Here is a 19,192-nt window from a genome sequence, read left to right on the forward strand (position 1 = left end):
CCTCGCGCCCCTGCCCGTGGCTCCGGAACCGGGTCGGCTCGACATCTGCGTGTTCGGCGCCCACCTTTCCGGCATGGCGCTGAACGGGGATCTCAAGGCCTTGGGCGCGCGCTTCGTGCGTCCCGCGACCACCGCCGCCGCCTACCGCATGAAGCTCCTGCCCGGCGCCGTGGCGCGCCCCGGCGTGGTGCGGGTGAAGGAGAACGGCGCGGCCGTGGAAGGCGAGATCTGGTCGCTACCCTTCGAGGGCGTGGGGCAGCTGCTTGCCACCATCCCCGCGCCCCTCGGCCTCGGGCAGGTGGAGCTTTCCGATGGCACCCGCGTAGCCGGCTTCCTCGCCGAGGCGGCTGCCCTTGATGGGGCGCAGGACATCACCGCGCACGGGGGATTTCGTGCCTTCATGGCGACGCCGGCCACCGCCTGAGGAACTGCCCCAAGGCCAACCGAGGCATGACCAGAGGTGGTGTCTCCGCTTGAAAAGGAGCGCCCTCACCCCGACGCGGCGCGGCCCCCTCTCCCGCTTGCGGGGGAGAGCTGGGGGCAGACCAATGCCGAAAGGCGCGGGCGGCGCCAAGTCAGAACACCTGTTGCCCCCTCCCTGCCCTCCCCCGCAAGCGGGAGAGGGTTCTCGGCAGCGCGGGGGGCGCAAGCGATCATCTCATGCCAACAACATCAGCCTTTAAACCGATGCCAACAGGTCATGCTCAATCGCCATGTGGGCTTGTCCGGCCACCCACGACCAACCCGCGAGACCTGCTGGACAGGGTGACTGATACACTGTATCAAGACTCTCATTGAACCATTCCCGGCAGGTTCCATGTCTCTTTCGTCCGCCGTCGATGCAGTTGCCGCGCCCTCCGGGCCCGCCCCGGCGCGCGCGCATGGTGAGCATTCCGGCCACGCCCATGCGGATCACGCCCATGCGGATCGCTCCCATGCGGATCGCTCCCATGGGGACCATGCCCGTCCAGCCGGCCGCCGGCCGGAGGTGCGCATCGGCGCCTCGGTGCTGCGGCTGTCCCTCGCCGCGCGCCTCGCCATCGCCGGCACGCTCCTCGCGGTGCTGTGGACCGCTGTCGCCCTCGTGCTCGGAGTCGAGCCGTGAGCGCGCAGATCTCCTTCCGCAACCTGACCCTCGGCTATGAGCGCCACCCCGCCGTGCATCACCTGTCCGGCGATGTGGGGGAAGGCGCGCTGCTCGCCGTGTGCGGCTCCAACGGCGCCGGCAAGTCCACCCTGCTGAAGGGCATATGCGGCGCGCTGAAGCCGCTGGGCGGCGCCATCGACCTGCACGGCGTCTCCCCGCGCGACATCGCCTATCTGCCGCAGGGCGCCGAGATCGACCGCAGCTTTCCCATCCATGTCTACGACATGGTGGCCATGGGCCTGTGGCGGCGCGCCGGACTGTTCGGCGGCATCGGCCGGGCCGACCGGCAGCGCATCGCCGACGCCATCGCCGCCGTGGGCCTCGAAGGCTTCGAGGCGCGCCCCATCGGCACCCTCTCCGGCGGGCAGATGCAGCGCACCCTGTTCGCCCGCCTGCTGCTGCAGGACGCCCGCGTGATCCTCTTGGACGAGCCCTTCACCGCCCTCGACGCCAGGACCGTGTCCGACCTCGTGGACCTGGTGCGCCGCTGGCACGGCGAGAAGCGCACGGTGATCGCGGTGCTGCACGATTTCGATCTGGTCCGCGCCAATTTTCCCGAGACACTGCTCCTGGCCCGGACCCCGGTGGCCTGGGGTCCGACCTCGGAAGCACTGGGGTCCGAGAACCTCCTGAAGGCGCGCCGCATGGGCGAGGCCTGGCGGGAGGACGCCCACGCCTGTTCCGACGCGGCCTGAGCGGCGCGCGCCGCCAGTCCTTTCATTGCCGTCCTTCCGCTTGGCCGGGAGCCGGGTCAAGGCCGTCCAACCCCGGTCCGGTGCGCAACCCCCGCCGGACCCTCGACGTCCCGGCCAAGCGCAAGGACGCAGCAAATCCCGGAGGCTGCATCCTCCGCCGACGCCGCCTTCCAGTCGCGAGCCATGTCGCCCGTGGCGCCAGTGGCGCGCTTGCGTTGTCGCGGGCGCGCCCCGAGAGACGAGAATGAACCCTTACGACCTTCTCATCGCTCCGTTCACGGAGTTCGAATTCATGCGGCGGGCGCTGGCCGGCGTGTTCGCGCTGGCGCTGGGGGCGGGGCCTCTGGGCGCCTTCCTGATGCTGCGGCGCATGTCGCTGACCGGCGACGCCATGGCCCACGCCATCCTGCCCGGCGCCGCCATCGGCTTTCTGTTCGCCGGCCTCAACCTCTATGCCATGACGGCGGGCGGGCTCGTGGCCGGGCTGGTGGTGGCCATCGGCGCCGGCGTGGTGGCGCGGGCCACCGGCATGAAGGAAGACGCCTCCCTCGCCGCCTTCTACCTCATCTCGCTGGCGCTCGGCGTGCTCATCGTGTCGCTGAAGGGCTCCAACGTGGACCTGCTCCACGTGCTGTTCGGCACCGTGCTCGGCATCGACGACGCCACCCTCATCCTCATCGCCTCCATCACCACGCTCACGCTGGTGACTTTGGCCTTCATCTGGCGGCCGCTGGTGCTGGAATGCGTGGACCCCACCTTCCTCGCCTCGGTGAGCCGGACCGGCGGGATCAGCCACATCGCCTTCCTGTCGCTGGTGGTGATGAACCTCGTGGGCGGCTTCCACGCGCTCGGCACCCTGCTCTCGGTGGGGCTGATGATGCTGCCCGCGGCCACCGCGCGCTTCTTCGTGCGTGACCTCACCGCGCTGGTGATGCTCGCCACGTTCATCGCCTTCGTGGCCGGGGCCATCGGCCTCCTCGTCTCCTACCACCTCGGCACGCCGTCCGGCCCCTCCATCATCCTGGTGGCCGGGCTGGCCTATGCCGGCGCGGTGATTTTCGGCCCCATCGGCGGGCTTGCCTCCCGCGTCATGCCGCGCCGCCATCTCGAAGCCTGAAGGGAAAGCCTGATGCTCAACCGACGTCTCGTCCTCGCCGCCGGCCTTGGTGCCGTGCTCGCCGGGCCGGCCCTTGCGCAGGGCACTGCCGCGCCCGCCCGGACGCTGCCGGTGGTGGCCTCCTTCTCCATCCTCGGCGACTTCGTGAAAGAGGTAGGCGGCGACCGCGTGCAGGTCACCACCATCGTCGGCCCCAATGGCGATGCCCACGTCTACCAGCCCACCCCCGCCGACGCGAAGGCCATGGCCGCCGCCAGGGTGGTGTTCGTGAACGGCCTCGGCTTCGAGGGCTGGCTCGACCGCCTCGCCAAGGCGTCCGGCACCAAGGCGCCGGTGGTGGTGGCCACGAACGGGATCACGCCGCGCACCGGCTTCGAGGACGATGACGACAAGCCGAAAGGCAAGGACAAGCACGCCCACAAGGAGGAGGCCCACGGCCACGACCATGGCGGCATCGACCCCCACGCGTGGCAGTCCATCGCCAACGCCAAGGTCTATGTGGCCAACGTGCGCGACGGCCTGATCGCCGCCGATCCGGACGGCCGCGACGCCTACACCGCCAATGCGGCCGCCTACCTCGCCAGGCTCGACACCCTGGAGACCGAGGTGAAGGTGGCCATTGCCAGGATCCCGGCCGGGCAGCGCCGCATCATCACCTCCCACGACGCCTTCGGCTATTTCGGCGAGGCCTATGGCGTGGTGCTGGTGGCGCCCGAAGGCGTCTCCACCGAGAGCGAGGCCTCGGCCCGCGACGTGGCCCGCATCATCCGCCAGATCAAGGCGCAGAAGATCCCGGCCGTGTTCATGGAGAACGTCACCGACCCGCGCCTGATGCAGCGCATCGCCCGGGAAACCGGCGCCAAGATCGGCGGCGAGCTCTATTCCGACGCGCTCTCCGATGACAAAGGCCCGGCGAGCACCTACATCGACATGATGCGCTCCAACGTGCGCGAGCTCTCCGCTGCCCTGGCGAGCTGAGCGCGGGGCCAAACTTCCATTCGCGGCGGCCGTCCCCTGCGGCCGTCGCCTTCAATCAGGTGAACCCATGGCTGAAACGCAGGCCGAGAAGATCCCCGTCACCGTGCTGACCGGCTATCTGGGCGCCGGCAAGACCACGCTGCTCAACCGCATCCTCTCGCAGCCCCACGGCAAGAAATTCGCGGTCATCGTCAACGAGTTCGGCGAGATCGGCATCGACAACGACCTCGTGGTGGGCGCCGACGAGGAAGTGTTCGAGATGAACAACGGCTGCATCTGCTGCACCGTGCGCGGCGACCTCATCCGCATCATCGACGGCCTGCTGCGCCGCAAGGGCGGCTTCGACGGCATCATCGTCGAGACCACCGGCCTCGCCGACCCCGCCCCGGTGGCCCAGACCTTCTTCGTGGACGAGGAGGTGCAGGCCAGGACCCGCCTCGATGCCGTGGTCACCGTGGCCGACGCCAAGTGGCTCTCCGACCGCCTCAAGGACGCCCCCGAGGCCAAGAACCAGGTGGCGTTCGCCGACGTGATCCTGCTCAACAAGACCGATCTCGTCACCGGCGCGGAGCTGGACCAGGTGGAAGCCCGCATCCGCGGCATCAACCCCTATGCCAAGCTCTACCGGACGACGAAATCGGAGATCGACATCGCCAAGGTGCTGAACCAGGGCGCCTTCGACCTCGACCGCATCCTGGAGCTGGAGCCCGCCTTCCTCGAGGAGGACGAGCACCACCACGATCACGACCACGAGCACGGGCCGGACTGCGGCTGCGATCATGGTCATGATCACGCGCACGACCACGGCCACCATCACCACAGCCTGAAGGCGGTGCACGATGAGGAGATGCAGTCGGTCTCCTTCTCCACCGAGAAGCCGCTGAATCCGGACAAATTCTTCCCCTGGGTGCAGAATCTGGTGGCCACCGAAGGACCGAACATCCTGCGCTCCAAGGGCATCCTGTCGTTCGCCAATGATCCGGACCGCTTCGTGTTCCAGGGTGTGCACATGATCCTCGACGGCGATCACCAGCGCCCGTGGAGGGGCGACGAGAAGCGCGTTAGCCGCATCGTCTTCATCGGCCGCAAGCTCGACGCCAAGGCTCTGGAGGACGGCTTCCTCTCCTGCGCGGCGTGAGATCGGTCGCACGGTTCCCAAACGCAAGAAGGCCCGCGGCGCACCCGCGGGCCTTCTTCATTTTCAGTGCCTCCTCAGGCCATCAGGCCGCGCACCAGCAGGTCGTGATATTCCTGCGCCACCTCCTCGGCGGACTTGCCCTCGCCGGACTTGCCGCCGCCCGGCTTGAACCAGCGCACCATCCAGCTCAGCAGCGAGAGCACCGCGCGCCCCGTCATGGCGGCGCTCACCTCGCGGAACGAGCCGTCGGCGACCCCATCCTGGAGGATGCGGCGCAACAGGCCCTCGTGGGCGTCGCGCAAAGCGAGGGCATCGTCCTTCAGGCCAGTGTTGGCCATGCCGGAAAAGCCCACCAGCATGGTGACGAAGCAATCGTAATTGTCGGCGAGGAAGCGGGCGTGGGCCATCATGAACTGCCTGAGGCGCTCCACCGGCGGATCGGCCTCGTTCACCGCCCTGGCGGCGGTCTCGTACAGGCCGGTCAGGGTGAAGATGATGATGGCGTCGTAAATCTCCTGCTTGGAGGAGAAGTAATTGTAAATGGCGCCCTTGGAATAGTTCATGGCGGCGGCCAGCTCGTTGAGTGAGCTTTCCACATAGCCCTTCTGCGCGAAGAGCTGCGCCGCCTGGCGCAGGATCTCGGCACGCGGGTCGGCCATGAGCGGCGGGCGGCCCAGCCGCGCGACGGACCCCGCAGCAGACGGCGCGGCAACCTTCGGCGGGCGGCCACGGCGACGAGGCGGCTCCGGCGCGGTCTCGGCCACCGGCTTCTTTTTCAGTTCGTCCTGCAGCGGTCCGCTCCCTTGACTGACGTTATATTATTATATACCGACTGGATGGAATGTAAATGTAGCCCGCGCCGCCGGCCGGGTCCACAACGGGAGACACGCTCCATGGCCGCCCCTTCGTCCGCCGCCACCTCCAAGCCCGTGTTCGACTGGACCGACCCCTTCGACCTCAACGGCCAGCTCACCGAGGACGAGCGGCTGGTGCGCGACACGGCGCGCGACTATGCGCAGGAGAAGCTCCTGCCCCGCGTCACCTCCGCCTATCTCGACGAGCGTTTCGACCGCGAGATCATGAACGAGATGGGCGAGCTGGGCCTGCTCGGCCCCACCATCCCGGCGGAATATGGCGGCGCCGGCCTCGGCTATGTGTCCTACGGCCTTGCGGCCCGCGAGGTGGAGCGGGTGGACAGTGGCTACCGCTCGGCCATGAGCGTGCAGTCCTCCCTCGTCATGCACCCCATCTACGCCTATGGCACGGAAGAGCAGCGCAGGAAGTATTTGCCGAAGCTCGCCACCGGCGAGTGGGTGGGCTGCTTCGGCCTCACCGAGCCGGATGCCGGCTCCGATCCCGCCGGCATGCGCACCCGCGCCGAGAAGATCGACGGCGGCTATCGCCTCAACGGCGCCAAGATGTGGATCACCAATTCCCCCATCGCCGACCTCGCGGTGGTGTGGGCGAAGTCGGCGGCCCACGACAACGCCATCAAGGGCTTCGTGGTGGAACGCGGCGCGAAGGGCTTCTCCACCCCCAAGATCGAGGGCAAGCTTTCGCTGCGCGCCTCCATCACCGGCGAGATCGTGCTGGAGGACGTGGAGATCCCGGAAGAGAACCTTTTGCCCAACGTGTCCGGCCTTGCCGGGCCGTTCGGCTGCCTCAACCGGGCGCGCTACGGCATCGGCTGGGGCGTCATGGGCGCGGCGGAAGCCTGCTATGCCCAGGCGCGGCAGTACACGCTGGACCGCAAGCAGTTCGGCAAGCCGCTGGCCGCCACCCAGCTGGTGCAGAAGAAGCTGGCGGACATGGCCACCGACATCGCCTTTGGCCTTCAGGCCTGCCTGCGCGTGGGCCGGCTGTTCGAGGAAGGCCGCCTGCCGCCGGAGACCATCTCCTTCATCAAGCGCAACAATTGCGGCAAGGCGCTGGACATCGCCCGCACCGCCCGCGACATGCACGGCGGCAACGGCATCTCGGCCGAATTCCACGTCATCCGCCACGCCGCGAACCTGGAAACCGTGAACACCTATGAGGGCACGCACGACATCCATGCGCTGATCCTCGGCCGGGGCATCACCGGCATCCAGGCGTTCTTCTGAGAACGGGGCATCTCCCGCAGCGTCCGAGGTGCAGCGAACGTCATGCCCGGCCTTATGCCGGGCATCCACGCCGATCCGCTCGCGCCAGCTTTCGATTGTCGCGCCCTGTCACGGGACGTGGATGGCCGGGGCGAGCCCGGCCATGACACGAACCGGAGGCGCGGGCCCAGAAGAACGAGCCCCCCATGTCCCCTCCCCTCGCCGGCCTTCGCGTCCTTGAACTTGCCCGCATCCTCGCCGGGCCCTGGTGCGGGCAGCTGCTCGCCGATCTCGGCGCCGAGGTGATCAAGGTGGAGCGTCCCGGCGGCGGCGACGATACCCGCACCTGGGGCCCGCCCTTCCTGAAGGGTGAGGACGGGGCCGATCTCGGCGCCGCCTATTTCCACGCCACCAACCGCGGCAAGCGCTCGGTGGCGGTGGATTTCGAGACCCCCGAGGGACAGGAGACCATCCGCGCGCTGGCCCGCCAGAGCGATGTGGTCATCGAGAATTTCAAGGTCGGCGGCCTGAAGAAATACGGCCTCGATTACGAGAGCCTGAAGGCGGAGAACCCGCGCCTCGTCTATTGCTCCGTCACCGGCTTCGGGCAGGACGGCCCCTATGCGCCGCGCGCCGGCTACGACTTCCTGGTGCAGGGCATGGGCGGCATCATGGACTTGACCGGCGCACCGGACGGCGAGCCGCAGAAGGTGGGCGTCGCCTTCGCCGACATCTTCACCGGTCTCTATGCCACCGTGGGCATCCTCGCCGCTTTGCGCCGGCGGGAGGAGACCGGCCTCGGCGGCCATGTGGACATGGCGCTGCTCGACACCCAGGTGGGCGTTCTGGCCAACCAGGCCATGAACTACCTCACCTCCGGCAAGGCGCCGAAACGCATGGGCAACGCCCATCCCAACATCGTGCCTTATCAGGTCTTCCCCTGCGCCGACGGCTATTTCATCGCCGCCGTGGGCAATGACGGCCAGTTCGCCCGCTTCTGCGCCGTGCTGGGCGCGCCGGAGCTGGCGCGGGAGGCCGACTACAGGACCAACCCCGAGCGCGTCGCCCACCGAGCCGCACTGGTGCCGCAGCTCTCCGCGCTGACCGCCGCCTTCAAGCGCGACGACCTCCTCGCAGCGCTGGAGGCGAAGGGCGTGCCCGCCGGCCCCATCAATACGGTGGCGCAGGTGTTCGACGATCCCCAGGTGAAGGCCCGCGGCCTGCGCGTTGATCTCAAGGAGGCCGGCGGCGGCACGGTTCCCTCGGTGGCGAGCCCCATCGTGCTCGACGGCGAACGGCAGGTGGCGAAGACCGCCAGCCCGCGCCTCGGCGCGGACACGCAAGCGGTGCTCAAGGCGCTGGAGGCGCTGGCGAAAGGCTGAGAGCGCCGGCCGTCAGGCCGTCGCCCCCTCCTGAAGCAGCTTCCAGGTGATGGAATCGATCAGCGCCTCGAACGAGGCGTCGATGATGTTGGGCGAGACGCCCACCGTGGTCCAGCGGTCGCCCTTCTCGTCGGCGCTCTCGATCAGCACGCGGGTGACCGCCTCGGTGCCGCCGTTGAGGACGCGCACCCGGTAGTCGGTGAGGTGCAGGCCGGCGATGAACGGCTGGAACTTGCCGAGGTCCTTGCGCAGCGCCACGTCGAGGGCGTTCACCGGGCCGTTGCCCTCGGCGGCGGAGATCAGAACCTCCTCGCCCACCTTCACCTTCACGATGGCCTCGGCGACCGTGCTCATCTCGCCCCTGGCATTGAAGCGCCGCTCCACGTTCACGCTGAAGCGCTCCACGTCGAAGAAGTCCGGCACGCTGCCGAGGATGCGCCGCGCCAAAAGCGCGAAGGAAGCGTCCGCCGCCTCATAGGCATAGCCCAGCGCCTCGCGGGTCTTCACCTCGTCCAGCAGCCGGGCGATGCGCGGATCGCCCTTGTCCACCGGGACGCCGAGGCGCTCCAGCTCCGCCAGCACGTTGGACTTGCCGGCCTGGTCCGAGACCAGCAGCTTGCGCCGGTTGCCCACCGCCTCGGGGGGCACGTGCTCGTAGGTGGCCGGGTCCTTCAGGATGGCGGACGCATGGATGCCGGCCTTGGTGGCGAAGGCGCTTTCGCCCACGTAAGGCGCGTGGCGGTCCGGCGCCCGGTTCAGCATCTCGTCGAGGGTCCGCGAGACGTGGGCGATGTCGGCCAGCGCATCACGCGAGACGCCGATGTCGAAGTGCGCCGAATAGTCCGGCTTCAGCAGAAGTGTCGGGATGATGGAGCACAGGTTCGCGTTGCCGCAGCGCTCGCCGAGGCCGTTGAGCGTGCCCTGGACCTGCCGCGCCCCCGCCCTTACCGCCGCCAGCGAATTGGCCACCGCCTGCTCGGTGTCGTTGTGGGCGTGGATGCCCACATGGTCGCCGGGGACGACCTTCACCAGCTCGGAAACGATGGCCTCCACCTCGTGGGGCAAGGTGCCGCCATTGGTGTCGCACAGCACCACCCAGCGGGCGCCGGCCTCGTAGGCGGCGCGGGCGCAGGCGAGGGCGAAGTCCTTGTCTTCCTTGAAGCCGTCGAAGAAATGCTCGCAATCCACCAGCGCCTCGCGCCCTGCCGCCACGGCGGCCTGGACGCTCTCGCGGATGGAGGCGAGGTTCTCCTCCTTGGTGGTCTCCAGCGCCACCCGCACCTGGTAGGCGGAGGACTTGGCCACGAAGCAGATGGCATCCGCCCTGGCCCCGATCAGCGCGGCGATGCCGGGATCGTTGGCGGCGGAGCGGCCGGGCCGCTTGGTCATGCCGAAGGCGGTGATGCGCGCCTTCGCGGGATGCTCTTCCGAAAACAGCTGGGTGTCCGTGGGATTGGCGCCGGGATAGCCGGCCTCCACATAGTCCACCCCGAGCTGGTCCAGCAGCGAGAGTACCCGCAGCTTGTCGGCGACGGTGAAGTCCACCCCGTTGGTCTGCGCGCCGTCGCGCAGGGTGGTGTCGAAGAGATAGAGGCGCTCGCGCGCGCCGGACTGAGAAGTGGTCATCGCCCTGCCCCCTCGCCGAGCGTCTTTTCCATCGAGGTGTTGCCGAGCCAGGTGTCGGCCAGCGGCACCATGTTGCGGCGCTGGGCCTCGTAGCCGCGATGCTGGAAGAAGCCGAGCGCGGTGTCGCTGGCGTCCACCGTCAGCTTGCGGGTGCCGCGGGCCTTGGCCAGGGTCTCGGCGGCATCGCACAGGGCCCGGGCGACGCCGGTGCCGGCGGCGTCCGGCGCCACATAGAGCAGGTCGATGTGGGCATTGTCCTTGAGCGCAAGGAAGCCCACCGGCGCCCCGCCCCCGAGCGCCACCAGCGTGAGCGCCCCGGCGAGGCGGGCGGCGAAGGCGTCCTCGTCGTCGGCCGCCGCGCTCCAGGCCTCCTGCTGCTCCTCGTCATAGTCCTCGCCCGTCAGTTCCATGATGGAGGCGCGGAACAGGGCCGCCAGAACCGGCGCGTCGGCCGGCAGGTAGGGGCGCAGGGAGAGCTTGGCGGCGGTCATCGCGACACTTCCCAGCTGGTGGTTCCGTCCTTGTTGTCCATGAGCACGATGCCCTGCGCGGCCAGCTCCTCGCGGATCTGGTCGGCGCGCTTGAAGTCCTTCGCCTTGCGGGCGGCGAGGCGATCGGCGATGAGGCCGGCGATCACGCCCTCGTCGAGAGCGATGGCCTCCTTCTGCCGGGCGCGCCACCCGGTTTCGGTGTCGCCGAGCAGGCCGAGCAGGTTGGCCGCCCCCTTGAAGCGCCGGCGCAGGGCGGAGGAGCTTTCCTCGTGCTCGGCGACTTCCGCGAGATGGTGCAGGTGGGTGATGGCGGACGGCGTGTTGAGGTCGTCGGCGAGCCGGTCCGCGATCTCGATCTCGAACGGGTTGCCCTCCCCCGTCTCGGCCTCCACCTCGCCGATGACGCGGTACCACTTGTCCAGCGTCTTGGCGGCGAAGCCCAGGCCCTGCCGGGTCCAGTTGATGGGCTGGCGATAATGGGTGGAGAGCATGGCGAGGCGCAGCACCTCGCCCGGCCACTCGGTGAGCAGCTCGCGGATGGTGACGAAGTTGCCCAGCGACTTGGACATCTTCTCGCCTTCCAGCATGAGGAAGCCGTTATGCATCCACATCTGCGCCATCACGCCGGTGTGGAAGGCGCAGCGCGACTGGGCGATCTCGTTCTCATGGTGCGGGAAGACGAGGTCGATGCCGCCGCCATGGATGTCGAAGGTCTCGCCCAGGTGGCGCCACGACATGGCCGAGCACTCGATGTGCCAGCCGGGACGGCCGGGGGTGGCGATGCCGCAGGGCGAGGGCCAGCCGGGAACGCCCTCGGCACTGGGTTTCCACAGCACGAAATCCATGGGATCGCGCTTGTAGGGGGCGACATCCACGCGGGCGCCGGCGACCATCTCGTCCAGCGGGCGGCGGGAAAGGCGGCCATAGTCCGGCATGGACGGGACGTGGAACAGCACGTGCTCTTCCGCCACATAGGCATGGCCGGTGGCGACGAGGCGCTCGATGAGGGTGCGCATCTCGTCGATGTGCTCGGTGGCGCGCGGCTCGACGGTGGGCGGCAGGCAGTTCAGCGCCGCGGTATCCTCGCGGAACCAGCGGTAGGTCTCCTCCGTGAGGTCGCGGATGGAGATGCCGCGCTCGGCGGCGCGGGCGTTGATCTTGTCGTCCACGTCGGTGATGTTGCGGACATATTTGACATGGGCATCGCCATAGAGGCGGCGTAGCAGCCGGTTGAGCACGTCGAACACGATCACCGGGCGTGCATTGCCGATATGGGCGTGGTCGTAGACGGTGGGGCCGCACACATACATGCGCACGTTGGCGGGATCGAGCGGACGCAGCGTGTCCTTCGAGCGCGTCAAGGTATTGTAGAGCCTGAGCTCCATGGATCGTTCCCCCGAATGGCGCGCATGCGCCGTGCCGGTGCACCGGCCGGGGCGTCCAGATCCTTAAGTCTTAAGGGAGCAGCAAGGGACGGCCACGGCCAGCTTTTCGGCTAACCGCAAATAATCGCCGCGATGGCGCAGGTGATGGCAAACCGGCCGTTCATGGCGCGGGACAATGGTTCGGGCCGGGGCGGCCGTCAAGAGCTTTCGCGCCGGCGCGGCAGGAGGCGCCGGAAACCGCCGCAGCGGCGCCGGAGAGGGTGGGCCCTTGCGCCGCATCACTTTTGCGGCGCTTCGGCGAGGCCCGATCCGCAATTCGTTACAAGGCCACGCTTGACCATGCGGGGGCTGGAGGCCTATCCCCTGCGCCGCAAGAGCGCCCCGGCGGCGCACCGGAGGAGGCAGCTGCGCTCCTCCGCGCCGTGCCCCCATTGACAGGGTGGCAGCGGATCACCGCCGCGGCGCCTTTTTGAAAGGGCCGTTTCCCTCCCATGCAGAGCATCCGAACGCTGGTTGTCGCGGCAGCGGCGAGCCTGTCCCTGACCGCTTTGGCCGAGGCCGACACCCGCATTTTCATCATCGACAATTCCGACGGCTACGGCATCGACCGCTGCCTGTCGTCCGGCGCGCCGTGCGGCGAGCGCATCGCCGTCGCCTGGTGCCGCTCCCACGACTATGACCGCGTCATTGATTTCGGCCGCGTCGCCGAAACCGCCCCTACCCCGATGCGGACGGCCGCGCCCGCCGCCTGCACCGGCCCCCTGTGCCCCGAGGCGGTGGCCATCACCTGCTCGCGCTGAGAGGCGTGCCAGACCCCGTTTCGCACATCGTCCGACAAAACCTGATCAGGTCGGGCTTTCAGGACCTTCCCGCTCGTCACGCCCGGCCTTGCGCCGGGCATGACGAGCGGGATGCGGCGATCGCCTGTTTGCGCCTTGCGTCCTCACCCGGCCCTCACGTCGGGAACCTCACTTCACGAAGTCCGCGCATCTGGGCACATCGGTCCCGCCACCCCAGGGCATGATCGGCACGGTGGAGGTGGAATTCTTCGGGCTACCTTCGATCAGCTTGTCCGAATAGACCAGATAGACCAGCACGTTGCGCTTGGTGTCGCAGCCGCGGACGATCTGCATCTTCTTGAAGAAGAAGGAGCGGCTCTCGCGGAACACCACGTCGCCCTGCTCGAACTTGCCCTTGAACGAGATGGGGCCGACCTGCCGGCACGCCAGCGAGATGTCGGAGGTCTCCTCCGCCACGCCGACCATGCCCTTCAGGCCGCCCCTCTCCGGCGTGGTGTAGTGGCAGGCGACGCCCTCCACCCCCGGGTCGTCGATGCCGTAAACGGCGAGCTTGTCGTCCGGGGTCAGGAATTTCCAGACGGTGGACTTCTTGAAGATGAGGTCCGGCTCCTGGGCTACCGCAGGTCCGGCACCGATGGCCGGCAGGACCAGCACTCCGAAGACGAGCCCGGCACGAAGCCGGCTGACGAGGTGAGGGGCACGGCGCGGACGTTTCGGAGGGGTCATGGAAGCTCCCGCAGGTTATCGCCCCTGATATGGGGAAAGCCGCCGCCAGGAAAAGACGGACCGCCGGCGCGGAGCGCAAAAACCACCTGCGCCCCAGGCCGGATCCGGCTTTCGGCCGCAGAGCGGCGAATGCACGCCCCGGCCGGTCCGCGCGGCCGGGGATCGGGACGCGCCGAGCCGGCTCGCGATTGACGCGGAGGCGCGGCCGTGACACCCCTGTCGCCCCACTGGCAGAGCCCGACAAGAAAAGGCCCGAGGAGCACCATCATGGACATCAAGCGCCGGCACTTCATTGGCGCATCCGCCACCGCGCTCGCCACCGGCGCTGTGGCTGCTCCGGCGCTCGCCCAGAGCCAGCCCGAGGTGAAATGGCGCCTGACCTCGTCCTTCCCCCGCTCCCTGGACACCATCTACGGCACGGCGCAGACCTTCGCGCGCTACGTATCCGAGGCCACCGACGGCCGCTTCCAGATCCAGACCTTTCCGGCGGGCGAGCTGGTGCCCGGCCTCCAGGCCCTGGACGCCGTCTCCACCGGCTCGGTGGAGTGTGCGCAGACCGCCACCTATTTCTACACCGGCAAGGACCCGGTGCTTGCCTTCGGCACCGGCGTGCCGTTCGGCTTCAACTCGCGCCAGCAGCATTCCTGGTGGTTCTTCGGCGGCGGCGCCGAGATCATCAACGGCGTGCTCGCCAAGTACAACGTCACCTCCATGCCCATGGGCAATTCGGGGTGCCAGATGGGCGGTTTCTTCCGCAAGGAGCTTGCCGGCATCGAGGACCTGAAGGGCCTGAAGTTCCGCATCGGCGGCATCGGCGGCCAGGTGCTGGCCAAGCTCGGCGTGGTGCCGCAGCAGATCGTGCCGGGCGACGTCTATGCCGCCCTCGAGCGCGGCACCATCGACGCCGCCGAGTTCGTCGGCCCCTATGACGACGAGAAGTTCGGCCTCGTAAAGGTGGCCAAGTATTACTACTATCCCGGCTGGTGGGAGGGCGGGGCCATGATGCACCTCGTCATCAACGACAAGCAGTGGGACGCGCTGCCGAAGCACTACCAGGCCATTGTCCGCAACGCCGCGGAGGCCGCCAACAACTGGATGCTGGCCAAGTACGATTCGGTAAACCCGCCGGCCCTGCGCCGCCTGGTGCAGCAGGGCGCGGAGCTGCGGCCCTTCCCGCCCTCCATCATGGAGGCGGGGCACAAGGCGGCGTTCGAGCTCTACAACGAGATCGCCGCCACCAACCCCGCCTTCAGGCAGGCGCTCGAGTCCATGAACGCCATCCGCTCCGACCAGCTGGTGTGGTGGCAGATCGCCGAATACGCCTACGACACCTTCAACATCCGCAATCGCGGCAAGAGCTGAGGCCCGGCCCCGGAACACGCTTTGCGCGCGCTGGGGTCTTGGCGCGCGTACAGCACCCCAAAGGGCGGGGCGGGCCGCCGACGCCCCCCTGACGCACCGTGATGAAGCCACAGTTTCGTCACCATTGACGACTGCTCTCGGTCTATAGAGAAGCAGTCCGGCATTGGGCGGCGAACCGAGAGTCGAGAAGGTGAGGATGGGGGCAGAGCGAGGGATGGGCGCCGGCGCGCTTGAATTGGCCCGCATACTGGCCCGCAAGTTCGCGTTCGGGCTGCTTCTGGCCGGTCCGGCGACGGGGGCCGCCACCCAGGCCCTGGCGCAGGCGGGCAGCCCGGCCTGCATGCAGCTCGAATCCTCCCTCATGTCCCTCGACCGGGGCGCCAACGGCGCCGCCGCCCAGCAGCAGCAGGCGGCCAAGCTGCGCTCCGACCTCGACCGTCTCACCTCCCAGGCCCGCGGCATGGGCTGCGACGCCCCCCGCGGCTTCCTCATCTTCCAGGGGCCGCCCCGTCCGCCCCAGTGCGACCAGATCGACGACCAGGTCTCGCGGCTCAGGTCCCAGCTCGCCGGCATGGAGCGCGGCGGATCGGACCAGAGCGGCCAGCGCCGGGCGCTGATCCTCGCCCTCGCCCAGAACAATTGCGGCCCGCAATACACCGCCGCCGTCCAGGCCGCGCGGCGCCCCTCCGAGCCGCAGAAGCCGCGCAACTTCTTCGAGGCCATCTTCGGCACGCCCCAGAGCGTGCAGGAGGAGGAAAGCGCGCCCGACCTCGCCACCATCCCGCTGGACCAGCCGAAGCAGTATTCCTCCCGCACCGTGTGCGTGCGCACCTGCGACGGCTATTTCTTCCCCATGGCGAACTCCACCAACTCCAGCCGCTACGCGCAGGACGACCAGCTGTGCAAGCGGCTCTGCCCGGGCTCGGAGGCGCAGCTCTTCACCTATAGCGGCGACATCCGGTCGGCGGTGAGCGTTTCCGGCCAGTCCTACATGTCGCTGCCCAACGCGCTGCGCTACCGCAAGGAGCTGGTGCCGTCCTGCACCTGCAAGCCGGCCGGCCAGTCCTGGGCGCAGGCCCTCGCCGGCCTGGAGGACGAGACCACCCTGCGCAAGGGCGATATCCTCGTGACCGAGGAGCAGGCCCGCGAGATGTCGCAGCCGAAGTTCAACGAGCCCGGCAGCGCCAAGGGCAAGGGCGCGGCTGCACGGGCGCCCGCCACTGCCGCCTCGGAAGCTGCCGGGGGCCCCGTGGCCGCGACCGCCGCCGCGCCGCTCGCCCCGGCGTCCGAGCAGCCGGGCCAGCGCCAGGTGCGCATCATCCCGCTGCCCCGCTCGCAGAACGCCCAGAACCAGCAGACCACCCCCGGCGCCGGACAAGGCACCGCGCAGTAAGGCGGCACGGAGCGGGGAAAGCCCCACTTCCGCTGAAGGCCGGCACCGACTTGAGCCCGCACGTCGCCTGAGCAGAACCCTTTCGGTCTCAGTCAAACACCGAAGCCGTTGGTATAAGCGAGCATCGCGCCGCTCGGACACGCGCCGCCGGCGGGCTTGAATCGAAGGCCGGACCCGATCCGGCCTTATGCCGCCGCCCCCGTGAGCCGCCCGGCCACCCGCGAGCGGCCCATCAGCGGCAGCAGCGCGGCAAGCTCCGGCCCTTTGTCCCGGCCGGTGAGGGCGAGGCGCAACGGATGGAACAGGGCCTTGCCCGCACGCCCGCTCGCATCCTTCACAGCCTTGATCCACGCGCCATAGGTCTGCGCGTCCCAAGGCTCGGCGGGCAGGAGCCCCGCCGCCGCCGCGAGGAAGCCGCGATCCGCGTCCGCCACCAGGCCCGCCATCGGCTGCGCCACCACCGCCCACCATTCCGCCGCCTCTGAAAAGCGGGTGAGATTGCCGCGCACGGCGAGCCAGAAGGCCGCGCCGCCGCCGATCCCCGCCGCCGCGAGGCGGGGCGCCGCGGCCTCGAACGGCATCATGTGCAGGGTGCGGGCGGTGAGCGGGGCGAGATCTTCGGGATCGAAACGGGCCGGCGCGCGGGAGATGTGGGCAAGGTCCACCAGTGCCGCCAGCGCGTCGAGGCCCTCCACCGCCTCCACCGCGTGGGAGGTGCCCACCAGCACGGCGGCGGCGGCGACGGCCAGCGCCTCGTGCCCGGCCTCGCGCAGCGCCGAAAGGGAGAGGTGGCCGAGCCGCTTCGAGAGGCCCTCCCCCGAAGGCAGCGTGAGCAGATTGTGATGGGCGAAGCGTGGCGCCGGCCCGCCCAGCGCCTCGAAAATCTCGATCTGCACCGCCGTATTGGTCACATGGTCCTCACCGCGCACCACATCCGTGACGCCCAGGGCGAGGTCATCCACCACCGAGGGCAGCGTGTAGAGGAAGCTGCCGTCGGCGCGCACCAGGACAGGATCGGAGAGGCTCGCCGTATCCACCTGCTGGGGGCCGCGCACGCCGTCGTCCCAGGCGATGACGCGATGGTCGAGGCGGAAGCGCCAGTGCGGGCGCCGCCCTTCGGCTTCCAGCCGGGCGCGGTCTGCGGTGGTGAGCGCCAGCGCCGCGCGGTCATAGACCGGAGGCAGGCCGCGCGCCCGCTGGAGCCGGCGTTTCAGCTCCAGTTCATCCTCGCTCTCATAGGCGGGGTAGAGCCGCCCGGACGCCCTCAGGCGCTCGGCCGCGGCCGCGTAGTCGGCGATGCGGTCCGACTGGCGGACGGTGAGGTCGGGCGCGATGCCGAGCCATGCGAGGTCCGCCACGATGGCATCGGCATATTCCGCGCGGGAGCGCACGGCATCGGTGTCGTCGAAGCGCAGGATGAAGGTGCCGCCGGCGCGCCGGGCGAGGAGCGCATTGATGAGGGCGGTGCGGGCATTGCCCACATGGATAAGGCCGGTGGGCGACGGCGCGAAACGCAGAACCGGGCGGGAGACGACGGGAGAGGACATCACGGGGCCGGGCAAAACGGGGCGGGACATGGGGAGCCCATAGCCCGCCGCGCCGGCGGCGTCGATGGGAACGGCACGGCCCCGGCCAGAAAGAAGGAGCCCGGCCATGGCGGCCGGGCTCCTGTTACTTCAGCGGGGCTGCGGGCAGTCCGGCCCACGGCAGTCGGGCCGGCCACGCTGCGGCTGACCCTGAGGCTGGCCCTGGGGCTGCCGCTGCGGCTGGCCCTGGGGTTGCCGCTGCGGCTGGCCCTGGGGCTGGCCCTGCTGCGGCGGCCTCTGCTGGAACTGCTGAGGCCGCTGCTGCTCCGGCGGCCGCTGCTGGCGCTGCTGGAACTGCTCCTGCTGACGCTGCTGCATCTGGCGTTGTTCCGGCTGGCGCTGCTGCTGCAACTGGCGCTGCTGCATCTGATCCTGCTGGCGCTGGATCTGCTGCTGGCGCTGCTGCATCTGTTGCTGCTGCATCTGCTGCTGGCGCTGTTGCTGCATCTGGCGCTGTTCCATCTGACGCTGCTGCTGCAACTGCCGCTGCTGCATCTGATCCTGCTGGCGCTGCTGCGGCTGCTGGCGCTGCTGCGGCTGCTGGCGCTCCTGAGGCGTCGGCGGCCGCGTGGGCAACCCGTTCGGGCCGGGACCACCCGGACGGCCGGGCTGGCCGGCGCCACCGGGCGGCGTGCCGGGCTGGACTCCGGGCTGGCCGGGACCACCGGGACGGCCGGGACCTCCCGGCTGGCCGGGCTGGCCGGCGCCACCAGGCGGCGTGCCGGGCTGGACTCCGGGCTGGCCGGGACCACCGGGACGGCCGGGACCTCCCGGCTGGCCGGGCTGGCCGGCGCCACCGGGCGGCGTGCCGGGCTGGACTCCGGGCTCACCGGGACCGCCGGGACGGCCGGGACCTCCCGGCTGGCCGGGCTGGCCGGCACCACCGGGCGGCGTGCCGGGCTGGACTCCAGGCTGTCCGGGACCACCGGGGCGACCGGGACCACCAGGACCACCGGGACCTCCAGGCTGGCCAGGACCGCCGGGATAACCGGGCTCGCCGGGGCCACCCGGACGGCCGGGACCGCCGGGATAACCGGGCTCACCGGGACCACCAGGACGGCCGGGACCACCAGGACCACCGGGACCTCCAGGCTGGCCAGGACCGCCGGGATAACCGGGCTCGCCGGGGCCACCCGGACGGCCGGGACCTCCAGGACCACCAGGGCCACCAGGGCCACCCGGACCACCAGGATAGCCGGGCTCACCCGGACGACCGGGGCCGCCTGGGTACCCGGGGCCACCCGGATAGCCGGGACCGCCGGGACGATTCCAGCCGGGCGGGGGC

The 19,192-nt window shown here is 69.6% G+C and carries 17 protein-coding genes and 1 pseudogene; 12 read left to right on the forward strand and 6 right to left on the reverse strand.

Annotated features, from left to right (window positions below):
* From K9U40_RS16690 to K9U40_RS16715, 6 genes are all read left to right on the forward strand, one after another.
* A partial coding sequence (locus tag K9U40_RS16690; RefSeq protein WP_432715925.1) for an allophanate hydrolase-related protein occupies positions 1-424 on the forward strand: 424 nt, incomplete at its 5' end.
* A gap of 393 nt (positions 425-817) precedes the next feature.
* The gene (locus tag K9U40_RS16695) at positions 818-1,105 is read left to right on the forward strand and encodes a hypothetical protein (RefSeq protein WP_282891268.1); all 288 of its coding nucleotides are present in this window, start codon (positions 818-820) and stop codon (positions 1,103-1,105) included.
* Positions 1,102-1,842 (forward strand): metal ABC transporter ATP-binding protein, encoded by a 741-nt coding sequence (locus K9U40_RS16700; protein ID WP_282891269.1) that lies wholly within the window; start codon positions 1,102-1,104, stop codon positions 1,840-1,842. The genes K9U40_RS16695 and K9U40_RS16700 overlap by 4 nt, the downstream gene beginning before the upstream one ends.
* 244 nt (positions 1,843-2,086) lie before the next feature.
* A complete protein-coding gene (locus tag K9U40_RS16705) occupies positions 2,087-2,959 on the forward strand; it encodes a metal ABC transporter permease (protein ID WP_282891270.1) in 873 nt (290 codons plus the stop codon).
* Between the two features lie 12 nt (positions 2,960-2,971).
* Positions 2,972-3,937 (forward strand): metal ABC transporter substrate-binding protein, encoded by a 966-nt coding sequence (locus tag K9U40_RS16710; protein ID WP_282891271.1) that lies wholly within the window; start codon positions 2,972-2,974, stop codon positions 3,935-3,937.
* Positions 3,938-4,004: 67 nt separating this feature from the next.
* The gene (locus K9U40_RS16715; RefSeq protein ID WP_282891272.1) at positions 4,005-5,075 is read left to right on the forward strand and encodes a CobW family GTP-binding protein; all 1,071 of its coding nucleotides are present in this window, start codon (positions 4,005-4,007) and stop codon (positions 5,073-5,075) included.
* A gap of 74 nt (positions 5,076-5,149) precedes the next feature.
* Here the strand turns inward: K9U40_RS16715 and K9U40_RS16720 are convergent, their stop codons facing one another.
* Positions 5,150-5,839: a TetR/AcrR family transcriptional regulator gene (locus K9U40_RS16720; protein ID WP_282891273.1), complete on the reverse strand. Its 690-nt coding sequence runs from the start codon at positions 5,837-5,839 to the stop codon at positions 5,150-5,152.
* A 129-nt stretch (positions 5,840-5,968) separates the two neighbouring features.
* Here K9U40_RS16720 and K9U40_RS16725 point away from each other — a divergent pair, with 129 nt between their 5' ends.
* Both K9U40_RS16725 and K9U40_RS16730 read left to right on the forward strand, forming a co-directional pair.
* A complete protein-coding gene (locus tag K9U40_RS16725; protein ID WP_282891274.1) occupies positions 5,969-7,177 on the forward strand; it encodes an acyl-CoA dehydrogenase in 1,209 nt (402 codons plus the stop codon).
* A 185-nt stretch (positions 7,178-7,362) separates the two neighbouring features.
* Positions 7,363-8,538 carry a CaiB/BaiF CoA transferase family protein gene (locus K9U40_RS16730; RefSeq protein WP_282891275.1) on the forward strand — a complete coding sequence of 392 codons (1,176 nt, stop codon included), beginning with the start codon at positions 7,363-7,365 and terminating at the stop codon, positions 8,536-8,538.
* A gap of 12 nt (positions 8,539-8,550) precedes the next feature.
* Here K9U40_RS16730 and cimA read toward each other — a convergent pair whose 3' ends face one another.
* Genes cimA through cysS form a run of 3 tightly spaced genes read right to left on the reverse strand, consistent with a single transcriptional unit; the run spans position 8,551 to position 12,040 of the window.
* Positions 8,551-10,164, reverse strand: a complete 1,614-nt coding sequence (gene cimA, locus K9U40_RS16735) for a citramalate synthase (RefSeq protein ID WP_282891276.1) — start codon at positions 10,162-10,164, stop codon at positions 8,551-8,553.
* On the reverse strand, positions 10,161-10,655 hold the full coding sequence (locus K9U40_RS16740) for a GNAT family N-acetyltransferase (protein WP_282891277.1): 495 nt from the start codon (positions 10,653-10,655) through the stop codon (positions 10,161-10,163). Before K9U40_RS16740 ends, cimA begins: the two co-directional genes overlap by 4 nt.
* On the reverse strand, positions 10,652-12,040 hold the full coding sequence (cysS, locus tag K9U40_RS16745) for a cysteine--tRNA ligase (protein ID WP_282891278.1): 1,389 nt from the start codon (positions 12,038-12,040) through the stop codon (positions 10,652-10,654). Before cysS ends, K9U40_RS16740 begins: the two co-directional genes overlap by 4 nt.
* Positions 12,041-12,531: 491 nt before the next feature.
* On the opposite strand from cysS, the gene K9U40_RS16750 reads away from it, so the two are divergent.
* Positions 12,532-12,840: a hypothetical protein gene (locus K9U40_RS16750; RefSeq protein ID WP_282891279.1), complete on the forward strand. Its 309-nt coding sequence runs from the start codon at positions 12,532-12,534 to the stop codon at positions 12,838-12,840.
* Between the two features lie 168 nt (positions 12,841-13,008).
* Here K9U40_RS16750 and K9U40_RS16755 read toward each other — a convergent pair whose 3' ends face one another.
* Positions 13,009-13,566 carry a CreA family protein gene (locus tag K9U40_RS16755; protein ID WP_282891280.1) on the reverse strand — a complete coding sequence of 186 codons (558 nt, stop codon included), beginning with the start codon at positions 13,564-13,566 and terminating at the stop codon, positions 13,009-13,011.
* 273 nt (positions 13,567-13,839) lie between these two features.
* On the opposite strand from K9U40_RS16755, the gene K9U40_RS16760 reads away from it, so the two are divergent.
* Complete coding sequence (locus K9U40_RS16760; RefSeq protein WP_282891282.1) at positions 13,840-14,928, forward strand: TRAP transporter substrate-binding protein; 1,089 nt, start codon at positions 13,840-13,842, stop codon at positions 14,926-14,928.
* 214 nt (positions 14,929-15,142) lie between these two features.
* Positions 15,143-16,321, forward strand: coding sequence for a DUF2865 domain-containing protein (locus K9U40_RS16765; protein ID WP_282891281.1), 1,179 nt, complete (start codon positions 15,143-15,145; stop codon positions 16,319-16,321).
* Positions 16,322-16,506: 185 nt separating this feature from the next.
* Here K9U40_RS16765 and K9U40_RS16770 read toward each other — a convergent pair whose 3' ends face one another.
* Positions 16,507-17,868, reverse strand: a complete 1,362-nt coding sequence (locus K9U40_RS16770; RefSeq protein WP_282891283.1) for a glutamate--tRNA ligase — start codon at positions 17,866-17,868, stop codon at positions 16,507-16,509.
* A gap of 231 nt (positions 17,869-18,099) precedes the next feature.
* Here K9U40_RS16770 and K9U40_RS16775 point away from each other — a divergent pair.
* Positions 18,100-19,192 (forward strand): annotated as a pseudogene (locus K9U40_RS16775) (hypothetical protein); the annotation flags it as partial.

Origin of the sequence: Xanthobacter autotrophicus (genome assembly GCF_030015065.1) — a bacterium.
Classification (GTDB): domain Bacteria; phylum Pseudomonadota; class Alphaproteobacteria; order Rhizobiales; family Xanthobacteraceae; genus Xanthobacter; species Xanthobacter autotrophicus_D.